The organism is Paenibacillus sp. sg306046 (genome assembly GCF_059821225.1).
In genome coordinates this window covers 148,761-166,673 of the sequence record NZ_JCAMRT010000009.1, presented here as the reverse complement: position 1 = coordinate 166,673, position 17,913 = coordinate 148,761, and the positions used below count along the sequence as shown (strand labels likewise).

14 protein-coding genes and 1 riboswitch are annotated in these 17,913 nt (G+C 59.7%); of the genes, 7 read left to right on the top strand and 7 right to left on the bottom strand.

Going from position 1 to position 17,913, the window contains the following annotated elements; all coding sequences use genetic code 11:
- Window positions 1-111 precede the first annotated feature (111 nt).
- From AC6ROY_RS11805 to AC6ROY_RS11785, 5 genes are all read right to left on the bottom strand, one after another.
- The gene (locus tag AC6ROY_RS11805) at window positions 112-1,107 is read right to left on the bottom strand and encodes an NAD(P)/FAD-dependent oxidoreductase (protein ID WP_500100625.1); all 996 of its coding nucleotides are present in this window, start codon (window positions 1,105-1,107) and stop codon (window positions 112-114) included.
- Between the two features lie 250 nt (window positions 1,108-1,357).
- The gene (locus AC6ROY_RS11800) at window positions 1,358-1,912 is read right to left on the bottom strand and encodes a DUF1697 domain-containing protein (protein ID WP_500100624.1); all 555 of its coding nucleotides are present in this window, start codon (window positions 1,910-1,912) and stop codon (window positions 1,358-1,360) included.
- A 354-nt stretch (window positions 1,913-2,266) separates the two neighbouring features.
- On the bottom strand, window positions 2,267-3,616 hold the full coding sequence (locus AC6ROY_RS11795; protein WP_500100623.1) for a dicarboxylate/amino acid:cation symporter: 1,350 nt from the start codon (window positions 3,614-3,616) through the stop codon (window positions 2,267-2,269).
- Between the two features lie 168 nt (window positions 3,617-3,784).
- Window positions 3,785-4,564, bottom strand: coding sequence for a response regulator (locus AC6ROY_RS11790; protein ID WP_500100622.1), 780 nt, complete (start codon window positions 4,562-4,564; stop codon window positions 3,785-3,787).
- On the bottom strand, window positions 4,536-6,167 hold the full coding sequence (locus tag AC6ROY_RS11785; RefSeq protein WP_500100621.1) for an ATP-binding protein: 1,632 nt from the start codon (window positions 6,165-6,167) through the stop codon (window positions 4,536-4,538). The genes AC6ROY_RS11790 and AC6ROY_RS11785 overlap by 29 nt, the downstream gene beginning before the upstream one ends.
- Window positions 6,168-6,272: 105 nt before the next feature.
- Here AC6ROY_RS11785 and AC6ROY_RS11780 point away from each other — a divergent pair, with 105 nt between their 5' ends.
- Window positions 6,273-7,352 carry a DctP family TRAP transporter solute-binding subunit gene (locus AC6ROY_RS11780; RefSeq protein WP_500100620.1) on the top strand — a complete coding sequence of 360 codons (1,080 nt, stop codon included), beginning with the start codon at window positions 6,273-6,275 and terminating at the stop codon, window positions 7,350-7,352.
- 63 nt (window positions 7,353-7,415) lie between these two features.
- On the opposite strand, the gene AC6ROY_RS11775 is transcribed toward AC6ROY_RS11780, so the two are convergent.
- Window positions 7,416-7,622: a hypothetical protein gene (locus AC6ROY_RS11775; protein ID WP_500100618.1), complete on the bottom strand. Its 207-nt coding sequence runs from the start codon at window positions 7,620-7,622 to the stop codon at window positions 7,416-7,418.
- A gap of 294 nt (window positions 7,623-7,916) precedes the next feature.
- On the opposite strand from AC6ROY_RS11775, the gene AC6ROY_RS11770 reads away from it, so the two are divergent.
- Both AC6ROY_RS11770 and AC6ROY_RS11765 read left to right on the top strand, forming a co-directional pair.
- A complete protein-coding gene (locus AC6ROY_RS11770) occupies window positions 7,917-8,606 on the top strand; it encodes a helix-turn-helix domain-containing protein (protein ID WP_500100617.1) in 690 nt (229 codons plus the stop codon).
- A 103-nt stretch (window positions 8,607-8,709) separates the two neighbouring features.
- Window positions 8,710-9,033 (top strand): toxin-antitoxin system TumE family protein, encoded by a 324-nt coding sequence (locus AC6ROY_RS11765; RefSeq protein WP_500100616.1) that lies wholly within the window; start codon window positions 8,710-8,712, stop codon window positions 9,031-9,033.
- 120 nt (window positions 9,034-9,153) lie between these two features.
- Here the strand turns inward: AC6ROY_RS11765 and AC6ROY_RS11760 are convergent, their stop codons facing one another.
- On the bottom strand, window positions 9,154-10,488 hold the full coding sequence (locus AC6ROY_RS11760) for an APC family permease (RefSeq protein ID WP_500100615.1): 1,335 nt from the start codon (window positions 10,486-10,488) through the stop codon (window positions 9,154-9,156).
- Window positions 10,489-10,717: 229 nt separating this feature from the next.
- Window positions 10,718-10,827: riboswitch (guanidine-I (ykkC/yxkD leader) on the top strand.
- 164 nt (window positions 10,828-10,991) lie between these two features.
- On the opposite strand from AC6ROY_RS11760, the gene AC6ROY_RS11755 reads away from it, so the two are divergent.
- Genes AC6ROY_RS11755 through atzF form a run of 4 tightly spaced genes read left to right on the top strand, consistent with a single transcriptional unit; the run spans window position 10,992 to window position 17,820 of the window.
- A complete protein-coding gene (locus tag AC6ROY_RS11755; protein ID WP_500100614.1) occupies window positions 10,992-11,720 on the top strand; it encodes an urea amidolyase associated protein UAAP1 in 729 nt (242 codons plus the stop codon).
- A gap of 1 nt (window position 11,721) precedes the next feature.
- The gene (locus AC6ROY_RS11750) at window positions 11,722-12,390 is read left to right on the top strand and encodes an urea amidolyase associated protein UAAP2 (protein ID WP_500100613.1); all 669 of its coding nucleotides are present in this window, start codon (window positions 11,722-11,724) and stop codon (window positions 12,388-12,390) included.
- Window positions 12,383-16,093 carry an urea carboxylase gene (gene uca / locus AC6ROY_RS11745; RefSeq protein ID WP_500100612.1) on the top strand — a complete coding sequence of 1,237 codons (3,711 nt, stop codon included), beginning with the start codon at window positions 12,383-12,385 and terminating at the stop codon, window positions 16,091-16,093. The genes AC6ROY_RS11750 and uca overlap by 8 nt, the downstream gene beginning before the upstream one ends.
- Window positions 16,093-17,820, top strand: a complete 1,728-nt coding sequence (gene atzF / locus AC6ROY_RS11740; RefSeq protein WP_500100610.1) for an allophanate hydrolase — start codon at window positions 16,093-16,095, stop codon at window positions 17,818-17,820. Before uca ends, atzF begins: the two co-directional genes overlap by 1 nt.
- Window positions 17,821-17,913 lie beyond the last annotated feature (93 nt).

Genomic DNA, 17,913 nt, shown 5'->3' with positions numbered 1-17,913 from the left:
AACGCCGCTCCAACGGTATCCCGCACAACATCGACAAGTCCGGCAAGTCCGCCTTCATCCTGCACCAGGGCTTTCCGTTCCGACTTGGCTGAACCCGCTGCTGTTGGCAAACTATCCGTCCAGCTGCATCAGATCGGTATTAATGCCCACCGCCGCACGGCTGCCCTCTGCGGCTGCGACGATCAGCTGCGATGGCGCGGGCGCGCATGTATCCCCCGCCGCATAAACGCCGGGGACGGAGGTCCGGCCAAGGCGGTCGGCGATCAAGCCGCCCTGCGGGTTCAACCGGCAGCCCAGCGCCTCGCCGAACGGCGCCGCCTGAAACCAGGCTGTCGCCACAAAGCCGCCGGAACGCGCAAGCCTCGTGCCGTCCGCCAACAGCAGGCCGCTCAGCTGCCCTTGCTCACCGGTCAGCGAGCGAATCCGCTGCTCGTACACGGCAATGCCGCGCTGCTGCAGCACTGCCCGCTGCTCGTCCGGCAGGCGTCGGCCATTGGTGCAGACAAGCAGATCGCGGCTCCACTGCCACACCGTCCTTGCCAGCTGTGCAGCATGCGGCTGCTCTGAAATAATCACGAGCGGCTGATCACGGCGCTCCCACCCGTCGCAATACGGGCAGCTGAACAAGCTGATGCCGTAATAATCGCCGATGCCGGCAACCGCGGGCAGCGCCTCGCGCAAGCCGGTCGCCAGCAGCAGCGTACGGGCGGCGTACAGCTCCCCCTGCTCCGTGGTCAACCCAAACAACCCGCCCCCCGGCGGCTCCGCAGTCCATCTGAAGACGCCGCCCCGCGCACCGGGCCAGCCGCGGCTTGCACCTGATTCAGCGGCTGACGGCATCGCGTCCGCCGGCGGCCTGCTGACGCGGGCGATCCGCAACGCCCGGCACTGTACAGCGGCATAACGGCTCAGGTCGCGGTGAGCCGCCTGCCGGAACGCAGCCGGGGATATCCCGTCCTGCGTAATAAATCCGTGCGACTTCCGGGTCACCGCATGGCGCGGCTTGCCGTCATCAAACAGCAGCACCGACCGGCGCGACCGGCCCAGCACCAGCGCCGCATTTAATCCGGCCGGCCCTCCTCCGATAATTGCACAATCGACGATCATCGCTGACGCTCCTTTATAGGCCGCTTCTGCTTCATCGCTTCTAAACTCGTCACTTCTGCCTCATCGCTTCTGCCTCATACGGCAGGCCTTCCGTCAAACTGCTCGTGCAGCACAGGCAATACGGCTCGCGGGAAAGCGGCACTTATTTCAGAGGAAGTGCGAACTCAGCTAATTCCCTGTACAACCATCCTATTCGCGTACTTGGCAAATTCGTCTTCTTTTCTGCAAAGCGTCCTGCACCGGTTCCCTGTTAAACGGACAGCGCCCGACCCAGCTCCACCAGCTTGTTCATCGTTTGCCAATTGCGAGTCGTCGCGGAGACCTTGAGCTTTTGCTCCAGAAAGTTGTTGGAAAATTTCGATTTGCCCAAACCTTGGCGGCACAGCACATACACTTCCTCTCGGGCGAGCCGGTAGTCATCTATATCGCTGCCGCAGGCAAGCAGCCGGTCAACGCCCTCCGGAGTCGGCGTCTGTGCGAGCAACGCCACATAGAGGCTTTCCCCCGCAGCAAGCTTTTTCGCCGGAAATGGACAGTCCGCAATCACCCGCGCGATGTCCTCCACCGTCCGGACGACAACCGAAACCTCGTAACCAAACATGTCCTGGATCCCTTGCTGAATCCTGGGTGCAAATGGCTCCCCGGAGCTTTCCGGCCCCGTCCTGAACAACACGTTGCCGCTCTGAATATACGTCTGGACATTTTCGAAACCCAACTGCTCAAACATCCGCTTTAATTCCGCCATCTTGATCAGCTTCTGCCCGCTGACATTAATGCCGCGCAGCAGCGCAACATAAGCCTCCATCCGATTCCCTCCCAAGCCTGGTAAGTTCATGAAACAACGCACGCCGATGTACTTCATCATACCCGAACCGTCCCCTAAAAACATCGCCGCCTTCCTTCCCGTCGCTGCCTTTAAGCTCGCTCAGCGGCAGGTTCATACATGCTCAAATCAACTTTACCCAAACAACACATGGCCCCCGCTCCCCATTCGACGCGGGGAGCGGGGACCATGTGGCGATCCGTTAGCCTTATAAAATCAGGACGGTTACAGCAAGGTCAGGCAACAAGCGGAGCGGCCCCGCGGTTCTCGAGCGTAGTCGATCTCCGGCTGGCCCGCCCCGACTCACAGCCTGTCTCGATTTCATGGCTAACCGAATTATGCGAACTTGCCGGGAAGCTCCAGCGAGCCGTCCGCAACCGTAATAGCAGGCTGGCTTGCTTCCGCTCCTTCCGATGCAGACAGCGGCGCGGCCATTGACACCCCTTCTGCCTCTGGCTGACCGTCCGGATGAAACTGGTTTTCGCTCTTGGCGATCACAATCGTCGCCACGCTGTTACCGATAATGTTCGTAATTGCCCGCGCTTCCGACATAAACCGGTCTACACCGATCAGCAGCGCCATCCCTTCCAGCGGGATTACGTTATTCGGGACGGCCGCAAGCGTTGCCGCCAAGGTGACGAACCCAGAGCCGGTGACGCCGGCGGCGCCTTTGGACGTCAGCATCAGCACGCCAAGGAACGTCAGTACCTGAATCCAGTCGAGCTGGATGCCATACGCCTGTGCGATGAACAAGCCCGCCATGGACAAGTAAATCGACGTTCCGTCCAGATTAAAGGAATAACCGGTCGGGACCACAAGCCCGACAACCGGCTTGGACGCGCCGAACCGCTCCAGCTTCTGCATAATTCGCGGCAGCGCCGACTCCGACGAGGAGGTGCCCAACACAAGCAGCAGCTCTTCCTTAATAAACGAAAGCAGCTTGATCAGGCTGAAGCCGTACACCCGGCAGATCGTGCCCAGCACGACGAAAATAAACAGCGCCATCGTAACATAGACGGAGCCCATCATTTTGCCGAGCGAAAACAACGAATGAATGCCAAACTTGCCGATCGTATACGCCATCGCGCCGAAAGCGGCCACCGGCGAAAACTTCATAATCATCGCAACGATGCGGAAAAAAATATCGTTCAGCTTCTCCAGCAGCGACGTAACCGGCTTCGCCTTGTCGCCCAGCCCGGCAAGCGCCAGCCCGAACAGCACGGAGAAAAACAGCACCGGCAGCATATCGCCCTTCGCAAATGCGCCGATCACATTATCCGGCACGATGCCGGTCAGAAAATCAAGGAAGCCGTGGCTGCTGTCAGCCGCCTGCTTCGTGTATTTGGCCACATCGGCCGCCTTGACGCCGCTTGTGTTCATACCCGCGCCAGGCTGGATCAACAGCATGACCGCAACGCCGATTACCATCGCGAACGTCGTAATCACTTCGAAATACAGCATCGCCTTGCCGCCGATCCGGCCGATTTTTTTCATATCGCCCATTCCGGAGAAGCCGATTACGATAGTAAAAAATACGATGGGCGCAATCACCATCTTGATCATTTTCACAAACACATCGGACAATATTTTCAAATTGTCGGCCTGCTGCGGGAGCAGCTGCCCAACCGCAATCCCAAGCACAATGGCAACCAGCACCTGAACCGTTAAATTTCTTGCCAGTTTCATCAGGAAACCTCCTCTGATCTGGATAGCGCTTTCATCTCATGTGCTCATGATATCGCTTCCAGAGGAGCTCGTGAAGAATTAGACCATATTGGTGATTATGGTCTTTTTGGTCGCAGGCTCGGCAAGATTATAGAAGGAACAGAAGGAACACAGGCGCCGCATCTCCCGTCATCGCCGCTCCACCCAGCGGTACCGGTTGACCGGTCGGCCGATGCCGCCGTATTCGAGATCAAGCCTCACCTGTCCCGCCTTCTCCAAATGCTCCAGGTAACGCCGCGCCGTCACCCGCGCCAGCCCGACGCCTTCCGCCACCGCCTCGGCGGACAGCGAAGTCTGTTGACGCATCAAATACAGCATAATTTGCTTCATCGTCAGCTCCTGCAAGCCTTTGGGCAGGTCGGACGGAATGACCGGCGCATAGCGGTCATCCGCCGCATTCGCAGCGGCTGCACGCGCGGCCTCGCCGTCGGCGCCAGCTGCGCCGGCCGTCGCCCCCGGCTGCTGCCCGGAGGTCGGCTGCGGGCCATGCAGCAGCACATCCAGCTCCTCCTGCGTTAGCACGTCCTGCGCGCCGAACCGCGCCTTCATCAGCGTATAATGCAGCAGCGCCTCGCGCACCCGTTCAAACTTGAACGGCTTGACGATATAATCGACGGCCCCCTGATGCAGCATTCGCTGGATCGTCGGCCTGTCATTGGCCGCCGTAATGACGATCGCGTCCACAGGCAGCTGCTCCTCGCGGATACGCTGCAGCACCTCGGTCCCATTTTGACCCGGCATATAAATATCGAGCACGACCAGTTCCGGCCTAAGCTCACGCACCAGCGCCAGCCCGTCCGGGCCGCTGCCCGCTGTTCCGATTACCGCGAACCCGGGGACTCGCTCGACAAACTGCCGATTCACCTCCAGCACCATCGGGTCATCCTCGATCAGCACTACCTTCACCATCGCGCTCCGCCTCGCTTTCCTTCATGGGGAAGGTCAGAACAAAGCTTGTTCCCGCCCCCGGCTCCGATTCAACCTCCAACGTACCGCCGCACTTGCCTACAATTTGCCCGATGAGAAACATGCCGATACCCTGATGCGCTCCCGACTTGGTCGAAAACCCTCGCTCCAGCATCCGCGCCCGCGTCTCCGCGCTCATTCCCTGCCCGTTATCCTCAACCAGAATGGACAACAGCTCGTCCTCCTGCGCAATACTGAGAAATACTTCGCGCGGACCGGTCTGCTGCACCAGTGCGTCGAAGGCATTTTCGATCAGGTTGCCCAAAATGACAACAAGATCATGCTGATCCAGCCGCTCCGGAAATTGCTGCAGTCGGCTGGCCGGGTCAAGCCGCACGTCAATGCCCAGCTCCGCGCCGCGGCTGATCTTGCCTAGCAGCAGCCCCGCCACGCTTTCGTCGGCGATTTTGCTGGCTACGAAGCTGCTCCGCTCGGACCGGTCCTCAATCGTCTGAAATAAATAATCCAGCGCCTTCTGCTTATGGTCCAGCTGGATCAGCCCGCCGATCGTGTGCAGCTTGTTCATATATTCATGGTTTTGCACCCGCAGCGCATCGACAAATGTCTTGACCCCGGTCAACTCCTCCGCGATTCGCGTTACCTCAGTCCGGTCCTGGAAAATCGCAACCGCCCCGACCGTGAGATTGCGTACCTTGATCGGCACCCGGTTGCTCATGATCATGACCGGACCCATATGCAGCTCCTCATTGTAAATACCGTGATCCAGCGCCAGCATTTCCGGCAGCAGGGTGTCAGGCAGCACCTCGCGAATCGGGCGGCCCAGCACCTCGCCCTGGATGTGAAGCATGCTTTTCGCCTTGTCGTTAAATACCGTCACCCGCTCCCGGCTGTCGATCGCAATAACACCCTCATGCATCGCATTAAATGTCGCCGTCCGCTCGACGAGCAGCTGGGCAATCTCCTCCGGCTCCAGCCGGAACATCTGCTCCTTAATATGCCGCGACAGCATCCACGAGCCCCATACCCCAAAAAGCAGCGACAGCAGCAGCGTTACGTACAGCTGCCCGCCCAGCTTGCCCAGCACATCGGCCAGACCGGGTACGAGCTGTCCGACAAGCACAACGCCGACCTGGTCATGCGCGGCATTCATCACCGGCACAAAGGCGCGGAGCGCCGTCCCCTGCTCGCCCCTCGCCTTCGACACATACGTATGCTCGGCGAAAGCCTCATGCTCATCCTCGCTGAGCGACCGCTCGCCAATCCGCCGCTCGACCGGATGCGACCAGCGGATGCCGGCCATATCGAGCACCACGATATATCCGGCGTCATTAATGATCCGAATGCGCTCAGCGATGGGCTGAATCTCGCTTCGGCGGCGGGGGTTCTCCAGCGCGGCCGCCACGGATGGCAGTCCCGCAACGGTGCGCGCCGTCACCAGCAGCCGCTGCCCCAGCTCCTCCTCCTGCAGATGCAGCACGCGGCCGAGCAATATAATGCCGCCGATGCTGATCGCAAACAGTACGATGCCGAAGGACAAAATCGTGATTTTCCAGTTCATCCGCAGCCGCTGTATGCTCCCGAACATGCTCGTCCCTCCCGCCGCCCAACCGCTTCTACGATCATCATACAAATATGATACACTGAACACAACAGGCAAGCACGGAACGTCCGCTTTAGAAAGGAGACAGCTATGAAAACCTTTTTCGCGATCGCACTGTTCGTCCTGGTCGGCATCGCAGCCGCAGCCGGGTTCGGCTTCTACGGGCAATTTGCCAGCACGCCGCGCATCTACGATGACGAGCAGCAGGGACTCGGCGAGCAGACGGTCATTCGCTTCAGCTTTGTCGTCGCGGAAAATACGCCCAAAGGACTCGCGGCCCAGGAATTCGCCCGGCTCGTCAAGGAGAAGACGCAGGATACCGTACAAGTGCAGCTGTTTCCGAACGGAACCTTGTACAACGAAACGGATGAAGTCGCTGCGCTGCAGCGCGGCAGCATCCAGATGATCGCCCCGAGCTTCTCGAACATTTCGGAGCTTGCACCGGCATGGATGGCGATGGACTTGCCGTTTGCCTTCGCCAACGAAGCCGCCGTACAGGATGCATTCCACGGCCGGCTTGGCGAGCTGCTGCTGCGCAAGCTGGGCGATCAAGGCCTAATCGGGCTGGCCTTCTGGCCGAACGGCTTCCAGCAGATGACGTCGAGCCGCCGGCCGCTCCTGGAACCGGCCGACTTCCGTGGCTTGACATTTCGCATCCTGCCCAGCCAGGTGATCGAAGCCCAGTTCCGCCAGCTCGGCGCCGCAACGACGCGCATCCCGTTTAACCAGGTGTACCGGTATATGGAATCCGGTGCGGTGGATGGCGGGGAAAATTCAATCTCCAACATTTATTCACGCAAGCTGTATCATGTGCAGCAATATTTAACGATCAGCAATCACGCGTACCTTGGCTATGGGGTGCTGATGAATAAAGCATTTTGGGCCGGATTGCGGCCCGGGGAACGGCAGGCGATTACCGAAGCGATGGAGGAAGCGACGCATTGGGCGAACCGCAATGCCGTCGCGCTGAACCGGAAGCAATGGGAGGAATTAAAGCAAACCGGCGCCATGCGCGTGCATACGCTGACGCCGGAGGAGCGGCTCGCCTGGCAGCAGGCGCTGGAGCCGGTGTACGCCCAGATGGCCTCTGCCATCGGCGCCGATGTGCTGGAGGCGGTCGATGAGCTGCGCCTGACGTACCGGGATGCGCCGCCGGAGACGTATCCGTAGACGGCGGAGGCGGGGAGATTTTGTTTGCAATTGGAAACAAAATCCGCACGGATAACGTCCGCCTCAGAACATCTCCGCCTGCCTGAACTCCCCGCCGAGCCTGTCCAGCGACTCTGGCGCGTGGTCGCGGAAGTAGGCCTGCTGAATCTGCTGCTGGGGGGCTACAATTTGCTTGCCGCCCCCTTCCGCCGCGGAACGCAGCCGGCAGCTGTACACGACCGGAAAGTAGTCCTGCAGAAACTTTCCCTCCACAATGTGCCGTGAGAGCAATCATTTGGAAGCCTAGCTGCTCCGCAATATAAAAATACAGGGCCTAAAAACGGATTGTCCAGAATCACCGCGCGGTGACGCTTCATCGGGCTGTGAAGCTGGAACACCTTCTGCAGCTTCTGATCCTCTGTCTACCTCCATCCGAAGCATTCGTTTTTGCCTCCTTGTCCATTTATGAACAGGGTGGAATAATTCAGTAAATTCGGGCTTATACTGAATTTTAAGTTCACTTTATGAATCATTTAAGTTTAATTGAAGTTTTGAAATGATTATGTTAGGATAGGCGGTGAGGTGATGTATATGTTTGATCTAGCCGAAAGGGAAATAGCCATTACGGAGGCGGTCGCCATCTCTGAATTGGTCAAGGACCTTCCGGAGGCGGAGAGCAAGAAGCTATCCCTTTTTATCATGGCTGTGGCAAACTACATTGAAAAAACGTCAATCCACAATACAGAGTTGATTCTGCAAGAAGTTCAACGGAATCTAACCGAGCAAAATACGCAGCGTGCGCTACAGCGATTGTTTGTGCATATGGTGACCGTAGGTACCTCGGAGGATGTGTTAAGCATGCGTATGTTTACGACGGGAGAAGTTGCTCGATTTTTCGGCGTCAGCATCGCAACGATTAATAACTGGGTCAACCAAGGACGCTTTCTTGGTGTTGAGAAAGGGGAGAGGTTCAAGCAGGTTCGTATTCCGGAAAACGCCGTCTACCTGGCCCCAACGGGTGTACAAACGACGGTTGTAGAAGCCGCCGAAGCCTTTGAGCGCGAGCAAGCTCGCCTGAACCGGACCCGGTCGATGACAGATGCGGAAGAACTTGCCGAATTGGTGAATGCGGTCGTTCATTTCGAGCAAAAGTATTCTGGCGCTTATGAGGAAACGCTTCGCGTAAAAGCTGAGCTTACGACTGATGAAGCCCGCGATGCCCAGCAGTGGGAGGGCTTGCTTCGCTCGATCGAAAGGCGGGGAAACGGCGCTTGACTCCATCACATCGAGCGGCTAGACCTCCGTCTAATATTACGCGATTAGAACAGGATTACGCTCACATCATAATGGACACCAGAGACGGAGATGGATCTGGGTAATGTCCTCCCGCAAATTTACGCGCCATACGTTCATCCTCGTTGATGGGTCTCGTTTGCTTGTCACCGAAGAATTGAGCCGTGGCCTCATTGATATCTCCTACTACAACTGGGTGGATCAAAGTGGAAACACGATCCTCAGCTTCCATAGTGAGCCTCCTGAGCAAGATCCGCGCTATCAGACAGCTACCGAGCCATACCACGTTCATCCCCCCGACGATGCCAAGTTGACCAACATCACCCGTTACCCAAACTTTCATCATCAGGAACTACATACGATCATGGAACATATTTTCTTCTCACTCGTGGCAGCGAAAAAAATATAAGCACAGCATCTCTACCCATTGGAACGCCCCCGTCTGCTCGCGCCTAACCTGACATGACAAAACGACCATTCCTCAGGAGGATGGTCGTTTTGTCATGCTTGCCGCGAAACCCTATCCCGTCTACATCGCCTTCTCCACCTCGGGCAAGCCGAGGCTTTGCGCTGTCCGGGCCATCGCCATGCCCGCATAGTAGATCAGACCGACAGCCAGCCAGCCGCAGCCGAGCAGCAAGGCTGACGCATCCAGCAGCGTAATCAGGTAAAAGACGAAGCCCGCGCCGATCAGCGGACATACGAGCCGGATCGCCAAGTCGCGCAGCCGGCGCTGCTTTTGCCGGACGATATAGTGGAAAATAACCGCAAGATTCACGAACAGGAAGGCCGTCAGCGCGCCAAAATTGACAAACTTGATCGCCGTCTCCAGACTGACGAACAGCGCGGATAATGAGATGATACTGGCAAAGACAATATTGAAGACCGGTGTGCGGAATTTGGGATGCACGGAGCCGAACATTTTCGGAGGCAGCAGCGCTGTTCGTCCCATGACAAACAGCATGCGGGAAACGGTTGTCATGGAGGACATGGCCTGGGAGAGCACCGAAAATATGATTACAAAAGTAAACAACGAAGCAAGCATTCCTCCGCCAATCGTCCCCATTAACTCAAAGCCCGCCGAATCAATATGCTGGAACGTAAAGCCCGGGTACATTTGCTGGATGAGGTAGGCGGTGACAAAGTAGAGCAAACCGGCCGCCAAAACGATGATCAGAATGGCGCGCGGAATGGTCTTCTTGGGCTCCCGCGTTTCTTCGGCCATCGTCGTGATCGAATCGAAGCCGAGGAAGGAGAAGCACACAAGCGAAGCTCCGGCTAAAATCGCGGTGAAGGACACGCCTTCGGTATGGACCAGCGGATTCCACCCGGCAGACAGGCCGCCTTGTGCCGCTTTGTACACCAGCATGGCGCAGAAGCCTGCGATAAACACAATCTGGAGCAGCACGAATACTTTATTGACGTTGGCCGATGTCTTAATGCCGATGATGTTAACAACCATCACAACGACGGTCAACAGAATCACCCAAACTGCCAACGGAACCGTCGGGAACTGCGCATTCAGGTTAATGCCGAACATCAGCACTGCAATGATGCAGGAAAATAAATAGTCCAGCAGGATCGCCCAGCCGACCAGAAAGCCAAGAAACGGATTCATCGCTTTGGTAACATACGTATACGCCGAACCTGAGACAGGAAAAGCTTTGGCCATCTGCCCGTAGCTGACGGCCGTAAACAAAATGGCGGCGAAAGCAAGCACGTAAGCGGCCAGCAGCATACCTCCGGAGCCTTCATGCAGCACGCCAAAGCTGGTGAAAAATATCATGGGCGACATCCAGGCCAGTCCCATCGTGACGACGTGGGATAATGTCAGGTTTCGTTTCAACGTTATAGAATTTGACATCGCACATCCTCCTCTTCGATCCTTGAATGTTGTTCAACCGGCAATCCATGTCATGACACCTAACATTTTTACAGGCGTTTTTAAAAAAATCAAGCTTATTTTTTTGTCCCCCCTTCGAAAACGATAAATCCCCCCAGATAAACCACGCCCGAAATTTTTTTTGTTGCGCACCCCTCCGATTTTGTGTTAGCATTCATGACATAGTCAAGATAAGCAAGGAAAATTGCATACAAAGGTTTTCTAGGGTTCCGAATCGCAGCCGCGATTGACTGGACCGAGAGAAAACGCATCAGACCCCTGCCGGCCTGATGTACACGGCGGGAAAAAAGCCCGGGAGAATGTATCGAATGACGCTGCTCACCAATAAGCACGCGTTGCCTTCGATATTCTCCCGGGCTTTTTTATATTTTACAATCGCAAGAAAACGGATCGTTCAACACAGCCGCACATCCTGGAAGGGCTTTGATCGGAGTTTTCTTAACTTTACCAGAGGGGGCATTACCATGACAGCGACAGCAGCTTTTTCGATCACACTCCAGCCGGGCGACAAGTGGTCTGCTCCTATCGGCCGCGGCAAGTCGATCCGATTGACGGCCGGCAGCGACCGGGCTAATCTCGCCTGCCTGTTTTACTGCGCCCCGCATACGGCCGAGCGCTATAATATGCCGGATACGCTCAAGGCACAGCATACGGCGATGCTGACAGCGGGCCATATTCTGATGAGCGATCAGGGCCGGTCGATGATATCCATCACTTCAGATTCGGTCGGCTGGCACGACCCGCTTTCCGGCTACTCCACCCGCAAGGACACGGATGCCCGCTACGGCCTCACCACGTTCCAGACCGAACGGAACGCGTGGCTGCGCAGCGGCGAGGAAAATATGACCGTCGAGCTGTTCCGTCACGGACTCGGAACCCGCGACCTGTCACCGCCGCTGAACCTGTTTGCCAAGGTTGTCTGCTCCGCAAGCGGCGACATGATGTATGTGCCGCAGCCGACGGCAGGACAGTCCATCACGCTGCGCACCGAGCTGGATGTGCTGGCTGTCTTCTCCAATACGCCGCATCCGCTCGACCCGTCCTCCATTTACCCGGATGCCGCGATCGAGCTGGTCATCACCGATGCCGACCTGGTCGGCGAAGACGATCCGTGCGTGAATCACTGCAGCGAAAACCGGCGCGCATTCGAAAATACATGGACCGCCGCCATGCTGATGAAAGGGGCGTACTAACATGAGCTTGTTCCAACCTGTATCCAGCAACCGCAGCAAGACGGACGCAATTCATTCCCACATCATCCCCGCGGGGGACGGCTGGCTGCATGAGCTGCTGCCGGGCCAGACGCTGCGCATCGTCGATCTGGAGGGCAATCAGGCGGTTGATACGTTATTTTACGCCACTGATGATCCGGACGATCACTACAGCGCAGTCAGGACGATTACGGGCCAGCGCAATTTGTACCTGACCGCAGGCACGACGCTGCTCGCTGAATCCGGCCGGAAGCTGCTGACGATTACGGCCGATACGTGCGGACGGCACGACACGATCGGCGGCGCCTGCTCAGCCCAAAGCAACACCGTCCGCTACGCGCATGAAAAGCTCCCGATGCATAACTGCCGCGATACCTTCATGCGGATGCTGGCCAGCCGGGGCGAGTTCAACAAGCGGGATTTGGCTCCAAACGTGAACTTTTTCATGAATGTGCCGGTGACGCCGGAAGGCGAGCTTACCTTTGCCGACGGCGTGTCAGGACCCGGCCGTTACGTTGAACTGGTCGCGCTAGCTCCCGTCACCGTGCTGATCAGCAACTGCCCGCAGCTCAATAACCCTTGTAATGCATACAACCCGACCCCGGCTGAAGTGATCATCTGGGAAGCGGAAGGAGGCGGCTCGCATGTTTAAAAAAGTATTGATTGCCAACCGCGGCGCAATCGCGGTCCGCATTATCCGCACCTTGCGGGCAATGGGCGTCGGCTCGGTGTCCGTGTACACGACAGCCGACCGCGACAGCTTGCACGTGGAACAAGCGGATGAAGCGCGGCTGATCGGCGACGGACCGGCCAAGGACAGCTATCTGAATGCCGAGCTGATTTTGCAGACAGCGCTGGAAACCGGGGCGGACGCCATCCATCCCGGCTACGGCTTCCTGAGCGAAAATACGGCATTCGCACGCGCCTGCGCCCTGCACGGCATTACCTTCATCGGCCCGACGCCGGAGCAAATCGAGCTGTTCGGACTGAAGCATACCGCACGCTCCATCGCGGAGCAGGCAGGCGTGCCGCTGCTGCCAGGCACCGGACTGATCGCCGAGCTGGACGAAGCGGTGCTGCGGGCCGACGGAATCGGCTACCCCGTCATACTGAAAAGCACGGCGGGCGGCGGCGGGATCGGGATGCGCATCTGCGCCAATGAGCCGGAGCTGCGCGAGGCCTTCCATTCCGTCACCCGGCTCGCGATGGCTAATTTTAACGACGGCGGCGTTTTTCTGGAGAAATACATCGCCCGCGCCCGCCATGTCGAGGTGCAAATTTTCGGCAACGGCTACGGTGAAGCGGTCGCGCTCGGCGAACGGGACTGCTCGGTGCAGCGGCGCAACCAGAAGATGATCGAGGAAACGCCCGCTCCGCTGCTGCCCGCGCACATTCGGGCCAGCATGTTGGAAAGCGCGCGCGGTCTCGCTGCGGCTGCCAGCTACCGCAGCGCAGGTACAGTGGAATATTTGTACGACCCGGAGGCGGAGCGCTACTACTTCCTGGAGGTGAACACCCGTCTGCAGGTCGAACATGGCGTCACCGAAGAAGTGCTGGGCCTCGACCTCGTCGAGTGGATGGTGCGGGAAGCGGCGGGCGAGCTGCGCGGCTTGGCCGAGCGAATAGGCAGCCCGGCCGGGCATAGCTTGCAGGTTCGGCTATATGCGGAGGATTGCCTGCATGATTTCCGTCCCAGCACCGGGCGTATTGATCAAGTCCGGCTGCCGGACCATACACGCGTTGAAACGTGGATTCAGCCCGGACTGGAGGTAACGCCGCTGTACGATCCGATGCTCGCCAAGCTGATCGTGCATGCGGAGACGCGCGAAGCGGCGATTCACCAAATGATCGCAGCGCTGCAGCGGCTGCGCGTTTACGGCCTGGCAACGAACCAGTCCTATGTTGAGGCGCTGCTGCAAACCGAAGCTTTCCGGCAAGGACAAGTGTACACAACGATGCTGCAAAAGTTCGAGCCGCGCGAGTGCGCGATCGAGGTGCTGGACGGCGGCGTGCAGACGACGGTGCAGGACTACCCCGGACGCGTCGGCTACTGGGACATCGGCGTCCCTCCCTCCGGTCCGATGGACCGCCTGGCGTTCCGTATCGGCAATCGCTTGCTCGGCAATGACGAAGGCGCAGCCGGGCTGGAAATGACGCTTCGCGGCGGCTCGTTTCAATTCCGCGAAGAGCTGGTGTTTTGCCTGACCGGCGCAAATATGGGCGCAACGCTCGACGGCGCGCCGGTGCCGGTGTACACGCCCGTCCGGGCCACAGCCGGCGCGGTATTGTCGCTGGGCGAAGCAGCCGCCGGGATGCGTGCATACCTGCTGGTCGCAGGCGGGCTGGATATGCCGCTGACGCTCGGCAGCGCGGCAACCTTCACGCTCGGCGGCTTCGGCGGCCATGGCGGCGGAGCGCTTCGCGCCGGAGCGGTGCTGCGGGTTCATCGCGGCGGTACGGGATCGGCGCTTGCGACGGTCGGTTCGACAGCTTTAGCGGGCGCTTCCACAGCCAACCAAGCGAGCGCCTCTGCCTATTCGGGCCATGTCGCCAGCACCGGGGTCCCGGCAGCGCTTGCTGCCGAGTCCCAGCCAACGCTCACCCGCGAATGGACGATCGGCGTCATTCCCGGGCCGCACTGCACGGCGGAATATTTGCTGCCCGCTTACCTCGACCAGCTGACGCAAACGGCGTGGGAGGTCCACTTCAACAGCTCGCGGACCGGCGTCCGCCTGATCGGACCGGCCCCGCTCTGGGCGCGCGAGGATGGCGGCGACGCCGGATTGCATCCGTCCAACATTCACGACAACGCCTATGCGGTCGGGGCGCTTGATCTGACGGGCGACATGCCGATTTTGCTCGGCCCGGACGGACCAAGTCTCGGCGGCTTCGTCTGCCCCGTGACGACAGCGACCGCCGAGCTGTGGAAGCTCGGCCAGCTCCATCCCGGCGACACCGTCCGCTTCAAGCTGATCGCGGTCGAAGAAGCCGAGGAGCTGCGCGCGGCGCAGGAGCGCTATTTAGACGAGCTGGCAAACGCTCCGGCCCTGCCCTCGCTGCCTGACGTATCGCGCGGCGGCTACACGCCGCTCCTTGCTTACGAAGAAGCCGGGCGCCGCTTCCCGATTGCGATCCGCTGCTCCGGCGACGAAAATCTGCTCGTCGAATACGGCGAGCGGGAGCTGAACCTGCTGTACCGGTTCCAGGTGTATGTGCTGATGCAGGCCATTCAGGACAGCGGCCGCATCCCGTTCGTCGAGCTGACGCCGGGCATCCGCTCGCTGCAAATTCATTTGAACCCGACGCGAATGACTGTCAAGGAAGCGGCAGCGATCATTCTCGCGCTCGACCTGGAGCTGCCCGCGCTTGATTCCATCGAGGTGCCGTCGCGGATCGTGCGGCTGCCGCTTTCGTGGGATGATCCGGCGACCCGGCTGGCCATCCAGCGCTACCAGCAAAATGTGCGCCCGGACGCCCCTTGGTGCCCGAGCAATCTGGAGTTTATTCGCCGGATGAACGGCCTTGGCTCGCTGGAGGAGGTTGCAGAGGTTGTATTTAACGCGTCTTATCTGGTGATGGGGCTTGGCGATGTGTATTTGGGCGCGCCGGTGGCCGTCCCGCTTGATCCGCGCCATCGTCTGGTGACGACGAAATACAACCCTGCGCGAACATGGACGCCGGAAAATGCGGTCGGCATCGGCGGTGCCTACCTGTGCGTATACGGGATGGAAGGTCCCGGCGGTTACCAGTTTGTCGGCCGTACGGTCCAGATGTGGAACAAGTTCCGGGAGACGTCGAACTTTGAAGCCGGCAAGCCTTGGCTGCTGCGCTTCTTCGACCAGATTCAGTTTTACCCGGTGACACAGCAGGAGCTGCTGCAGATGCGCGAGGACTTCCCGCGCGGGGAATTTGTGGTGGAAGCCGAGGAAACGACCTTCCGTCTGGGCGACTATCTGGCGTGGGCGGACAGCATCGGACAGGATGCCTCGTCATTCCGCGAGCAGCAGCAAAGCGCCTTCCGGCAGGAGCTTGCTTATTGGAAGGAACTCGGCATCGCCGAGCATGTCGCCGAGCCGGAGGCCGCGCTTGCCCAGGAGCAGCTCGGCTTGCCGGAAGGCAGCTCCGGCGTGAACAGCTCGATGTCCGGCAGCGTCTGGAAGGTACTGGTGGAGCCAGGTCAGCGGGTGCGCAAGGGCGACGTGCTGATCGTGGAAGAAAGCATGAAGATGGAGTTTCCGCAATTCGCCCCGTGTGATGGGGTGATCGCGTCCTTGTACGTCCAGGCCGGAGACGAGGTCAGGTCGGGAGACTGCATTGCGGCCATTTATCCGTATGATGAGGAGGCAAGCGCCTGATGTCGATCCAAGCTGTTCCGTTTGAATTGTCTGTTGATGCGCTGCGGCAAGGCTACCGCTTGGGCCGGTTTACGCCGGAGGAGGTCGTGCAGGTCGTCATGAACCGCGCCGAGCGGGATCGGGACATGAACATCTGGATTCAGCCGCCGTCGCTGGAGTCCATCCGTCCCTATTTGGAAAAGCTGGCGCAAATGAACCCGGCGGACTGCCCGCTGTGGGGCGTGCCGTTCGCCGTCAAGGATAACATCGAGGTAGCAGGCTGGCCGGTAACGGCCGCCTGCCCAGCGTTTGCTTATATTCCGGAGCAGCACGCAGCAGTCGTCGAGCGGCTGGTGGCGGCAGGGGCGATTCCGGTCGGCAAAGCAAATCTCGACCAATTCGCCACAGGGCTGGTCGGCACGCGCAGCCCTTACGGGGACACGCATAATGCGCTGCGCCCCGAGCTGATCAGCGGCGGCTCCAGCTCCGGCTCAGCCGTGGCGGTCGCGCGGGGCCAGGCCGCCTTCGCGCTTGGCACGGACACGGCCGGCTCCGGGCGGGTGCCTGCTGCGCTGAACCGGCTTGTCGGCTACAAGCCGGCAGTCGGAGCCTGGCCGACGCGGGGCGTCGTGCCGGCCTGCCGCAGCATTGACTGCGTGACGGCGTTCGCCCTCAGCGTCGCTGACGCCGAAGCGGTGGACCGCGTCGTGCGCGGTCCGGAGCCGAACGATCCGTTTTCACAGGATCGCCCGCTGACAAGGGCAGCGCTGCCCGCCATCTGGCTGCTGCCGCAGCAGCGGCCGGCTTTCTATGGCCCTTACGCCGACTCATATGCGCAGGCATGGGAAGCGGCCGTCGCAACCATTCGCAGCCTGGGCGTCACGGTCGTCGAGGCGGACACCGAACTGCTGCAGGAGGCGGCCGCCCTGCTGTATGAAGGACCGCTGGTCGCGGAGCGTTGGGCGGACCTCGCCTCCTTCGTCGAGTCGCATCCTGGCGCTGCACTGCCGGTCACGGAGACGATTCTCCGCTCCGCCACGCGGCCGGAATTCGATGCCGCCTCCTTGTTCCGCGCCCAGCATCGCTTGCAGGAAATAAAGCGGCTGACCGCTCAGCTGCTCCGGGGCGCCGTGCTGGCGTTGCCGACGTGCGGCGGAACGTGGACACGCGAACAGGTCAACGCCGACCCGATCGCTACGAATCGTCAAATGGGACTGTTCACCAACCACTGCAATCTGCTCGATCTGAGCGCCATCGCCATACCAGCCGTAGACGCGGCCGCACAGCTGCCGTTCGGCATTACGCTGTTTGCGCTGCCGGAGGAGGAAGCCAAGCTGGCGCCGGCTGCCAACTTGTTCGCGCACGCACAGCAGCTCGTCACCGTCGCCGTATGCGGGCTGCATATGCGCAGCTTCGCGCTGGAGCCGCAGATGACGGGGCTGGGCGCGCGTTTTCTGGAGGAGGCCGTGACAGCTCCGAGCTACGAGCTGTACAAGCTGCCAACGACGCCAGCCAAGCCAGGTCTAGTTCGCGTCCACGATGGCGGACACTCCATTGCACTGGAGCTGTGGCAGATGCCTGTAGCTGGCTTCGGCGCCTTCACCGCCGCCATTCCGGCCCCGCTTGGCATCGGCAAAATCGAGCTTAGCGACGGCCGGGTCGTGCCGGGCTTTGTGTGCGAGGCGTACGCGGCGCAGGACGCCGTCTCGATCTCGGCCTACGGCGGCTGGCGAGCGGCGAACGCCTAGTCCAAGATGGGTTCTAAACAAATAAACGCATGTCCCTCTTTTCACGGTGGGCATGCGTTTATTTGGCTAATACTCAACCTTCTTGCCTCGGAC

Coding starts and splice junctions, on each gene's coding strand:
- AC6ROY_RS11800 (WP_500100624.1), bottom strand. CDS start 1,912: ATGGAGGCTTATGTTGCGCTGCTGCGCGGCATTAATGTCAGCGGGCAG.
- AC6ROY_RS11790 (WP_500100622.1), bottom strand. CDS start 4,564: ATGGTGAAGGTAGTGCTGATCGAGGATGACCCGATGGTGCTGGAGGTG.
- uca (WP_500100612.1), top strand. CDS start 12,383: ATGTTTAAAAAAGTATTGATTGCCAACCGCGGCGCAATCGCGGTCCGC.
- atzF (WP_500100610.1), top strand. CDS start 16,093: ATGTCGATCCAAGCTGTTCCGTTTGAATTGTCTGTTGATGCGCTGCGG.
- AC6ROY_RS11765 (WP_500100616.1), top strand. CDS start 8,710: ATGTCCTCCCGCAAATTTACGCGCCATACGTTCATCCTCGTTGATGGG.
- AC6ROY_RS11805 (WP_500100625.1), bottom strand. CDS start 1,107: ATGATCGTCGATTGTGCAATTATCGGAGGAGGGCCGGCCGGATTAAAT.
- AC6ROY_RS11770 (WP_500100617.1), top strand. CDS start 7,917: ATGTATATGTTTGATCTAGCCGAAAGGGAAATAGCCATTACGGAGGCG.
- AC6ROY_RS11795 (WP_500100623.1), bottom strand. CDS start 3,616: ATGAAACTGGCAAGAAATTTAACGGTTCAGGTGCTGGTTGCCATTGTG.
- AC6ROY_RS11760 (WP_500100615.1), bottom strand. CDS start 10,488: ATGTCAAATTCTATAACGTTGAAACGAAACCTGACATTATCCCACGTC.
- AC6ROY_RS11785 (WP_500100621.1), bottom strand. CDS start 6,167: ATGTTCGGGAGCATACAGCGGCTGCGGATGAACTGGAAAATCACGATT.
- AC6ROY_RS11750 (WP_500100613.1), top strand. CDS start 11,722: ATGAGCTTGTTCCAACCTGTATCCAGCAACCGCAGCAAGACGGACGCA.
- AC6ROY_RS11780 (WP_500100620.1), top strand. CDS start 6,273: ATGAAAACCTTTTTCGCGATCGCACTGTTCGTCCTGGTCGGCATCGCA.
- AC6ROY_RS11755 (WP_500100614.1), top strand. CDS start 10,992: ATGACAGCGACAGCAGCTTTTTCGATCACACTCCAGCCGGGCGACAAG.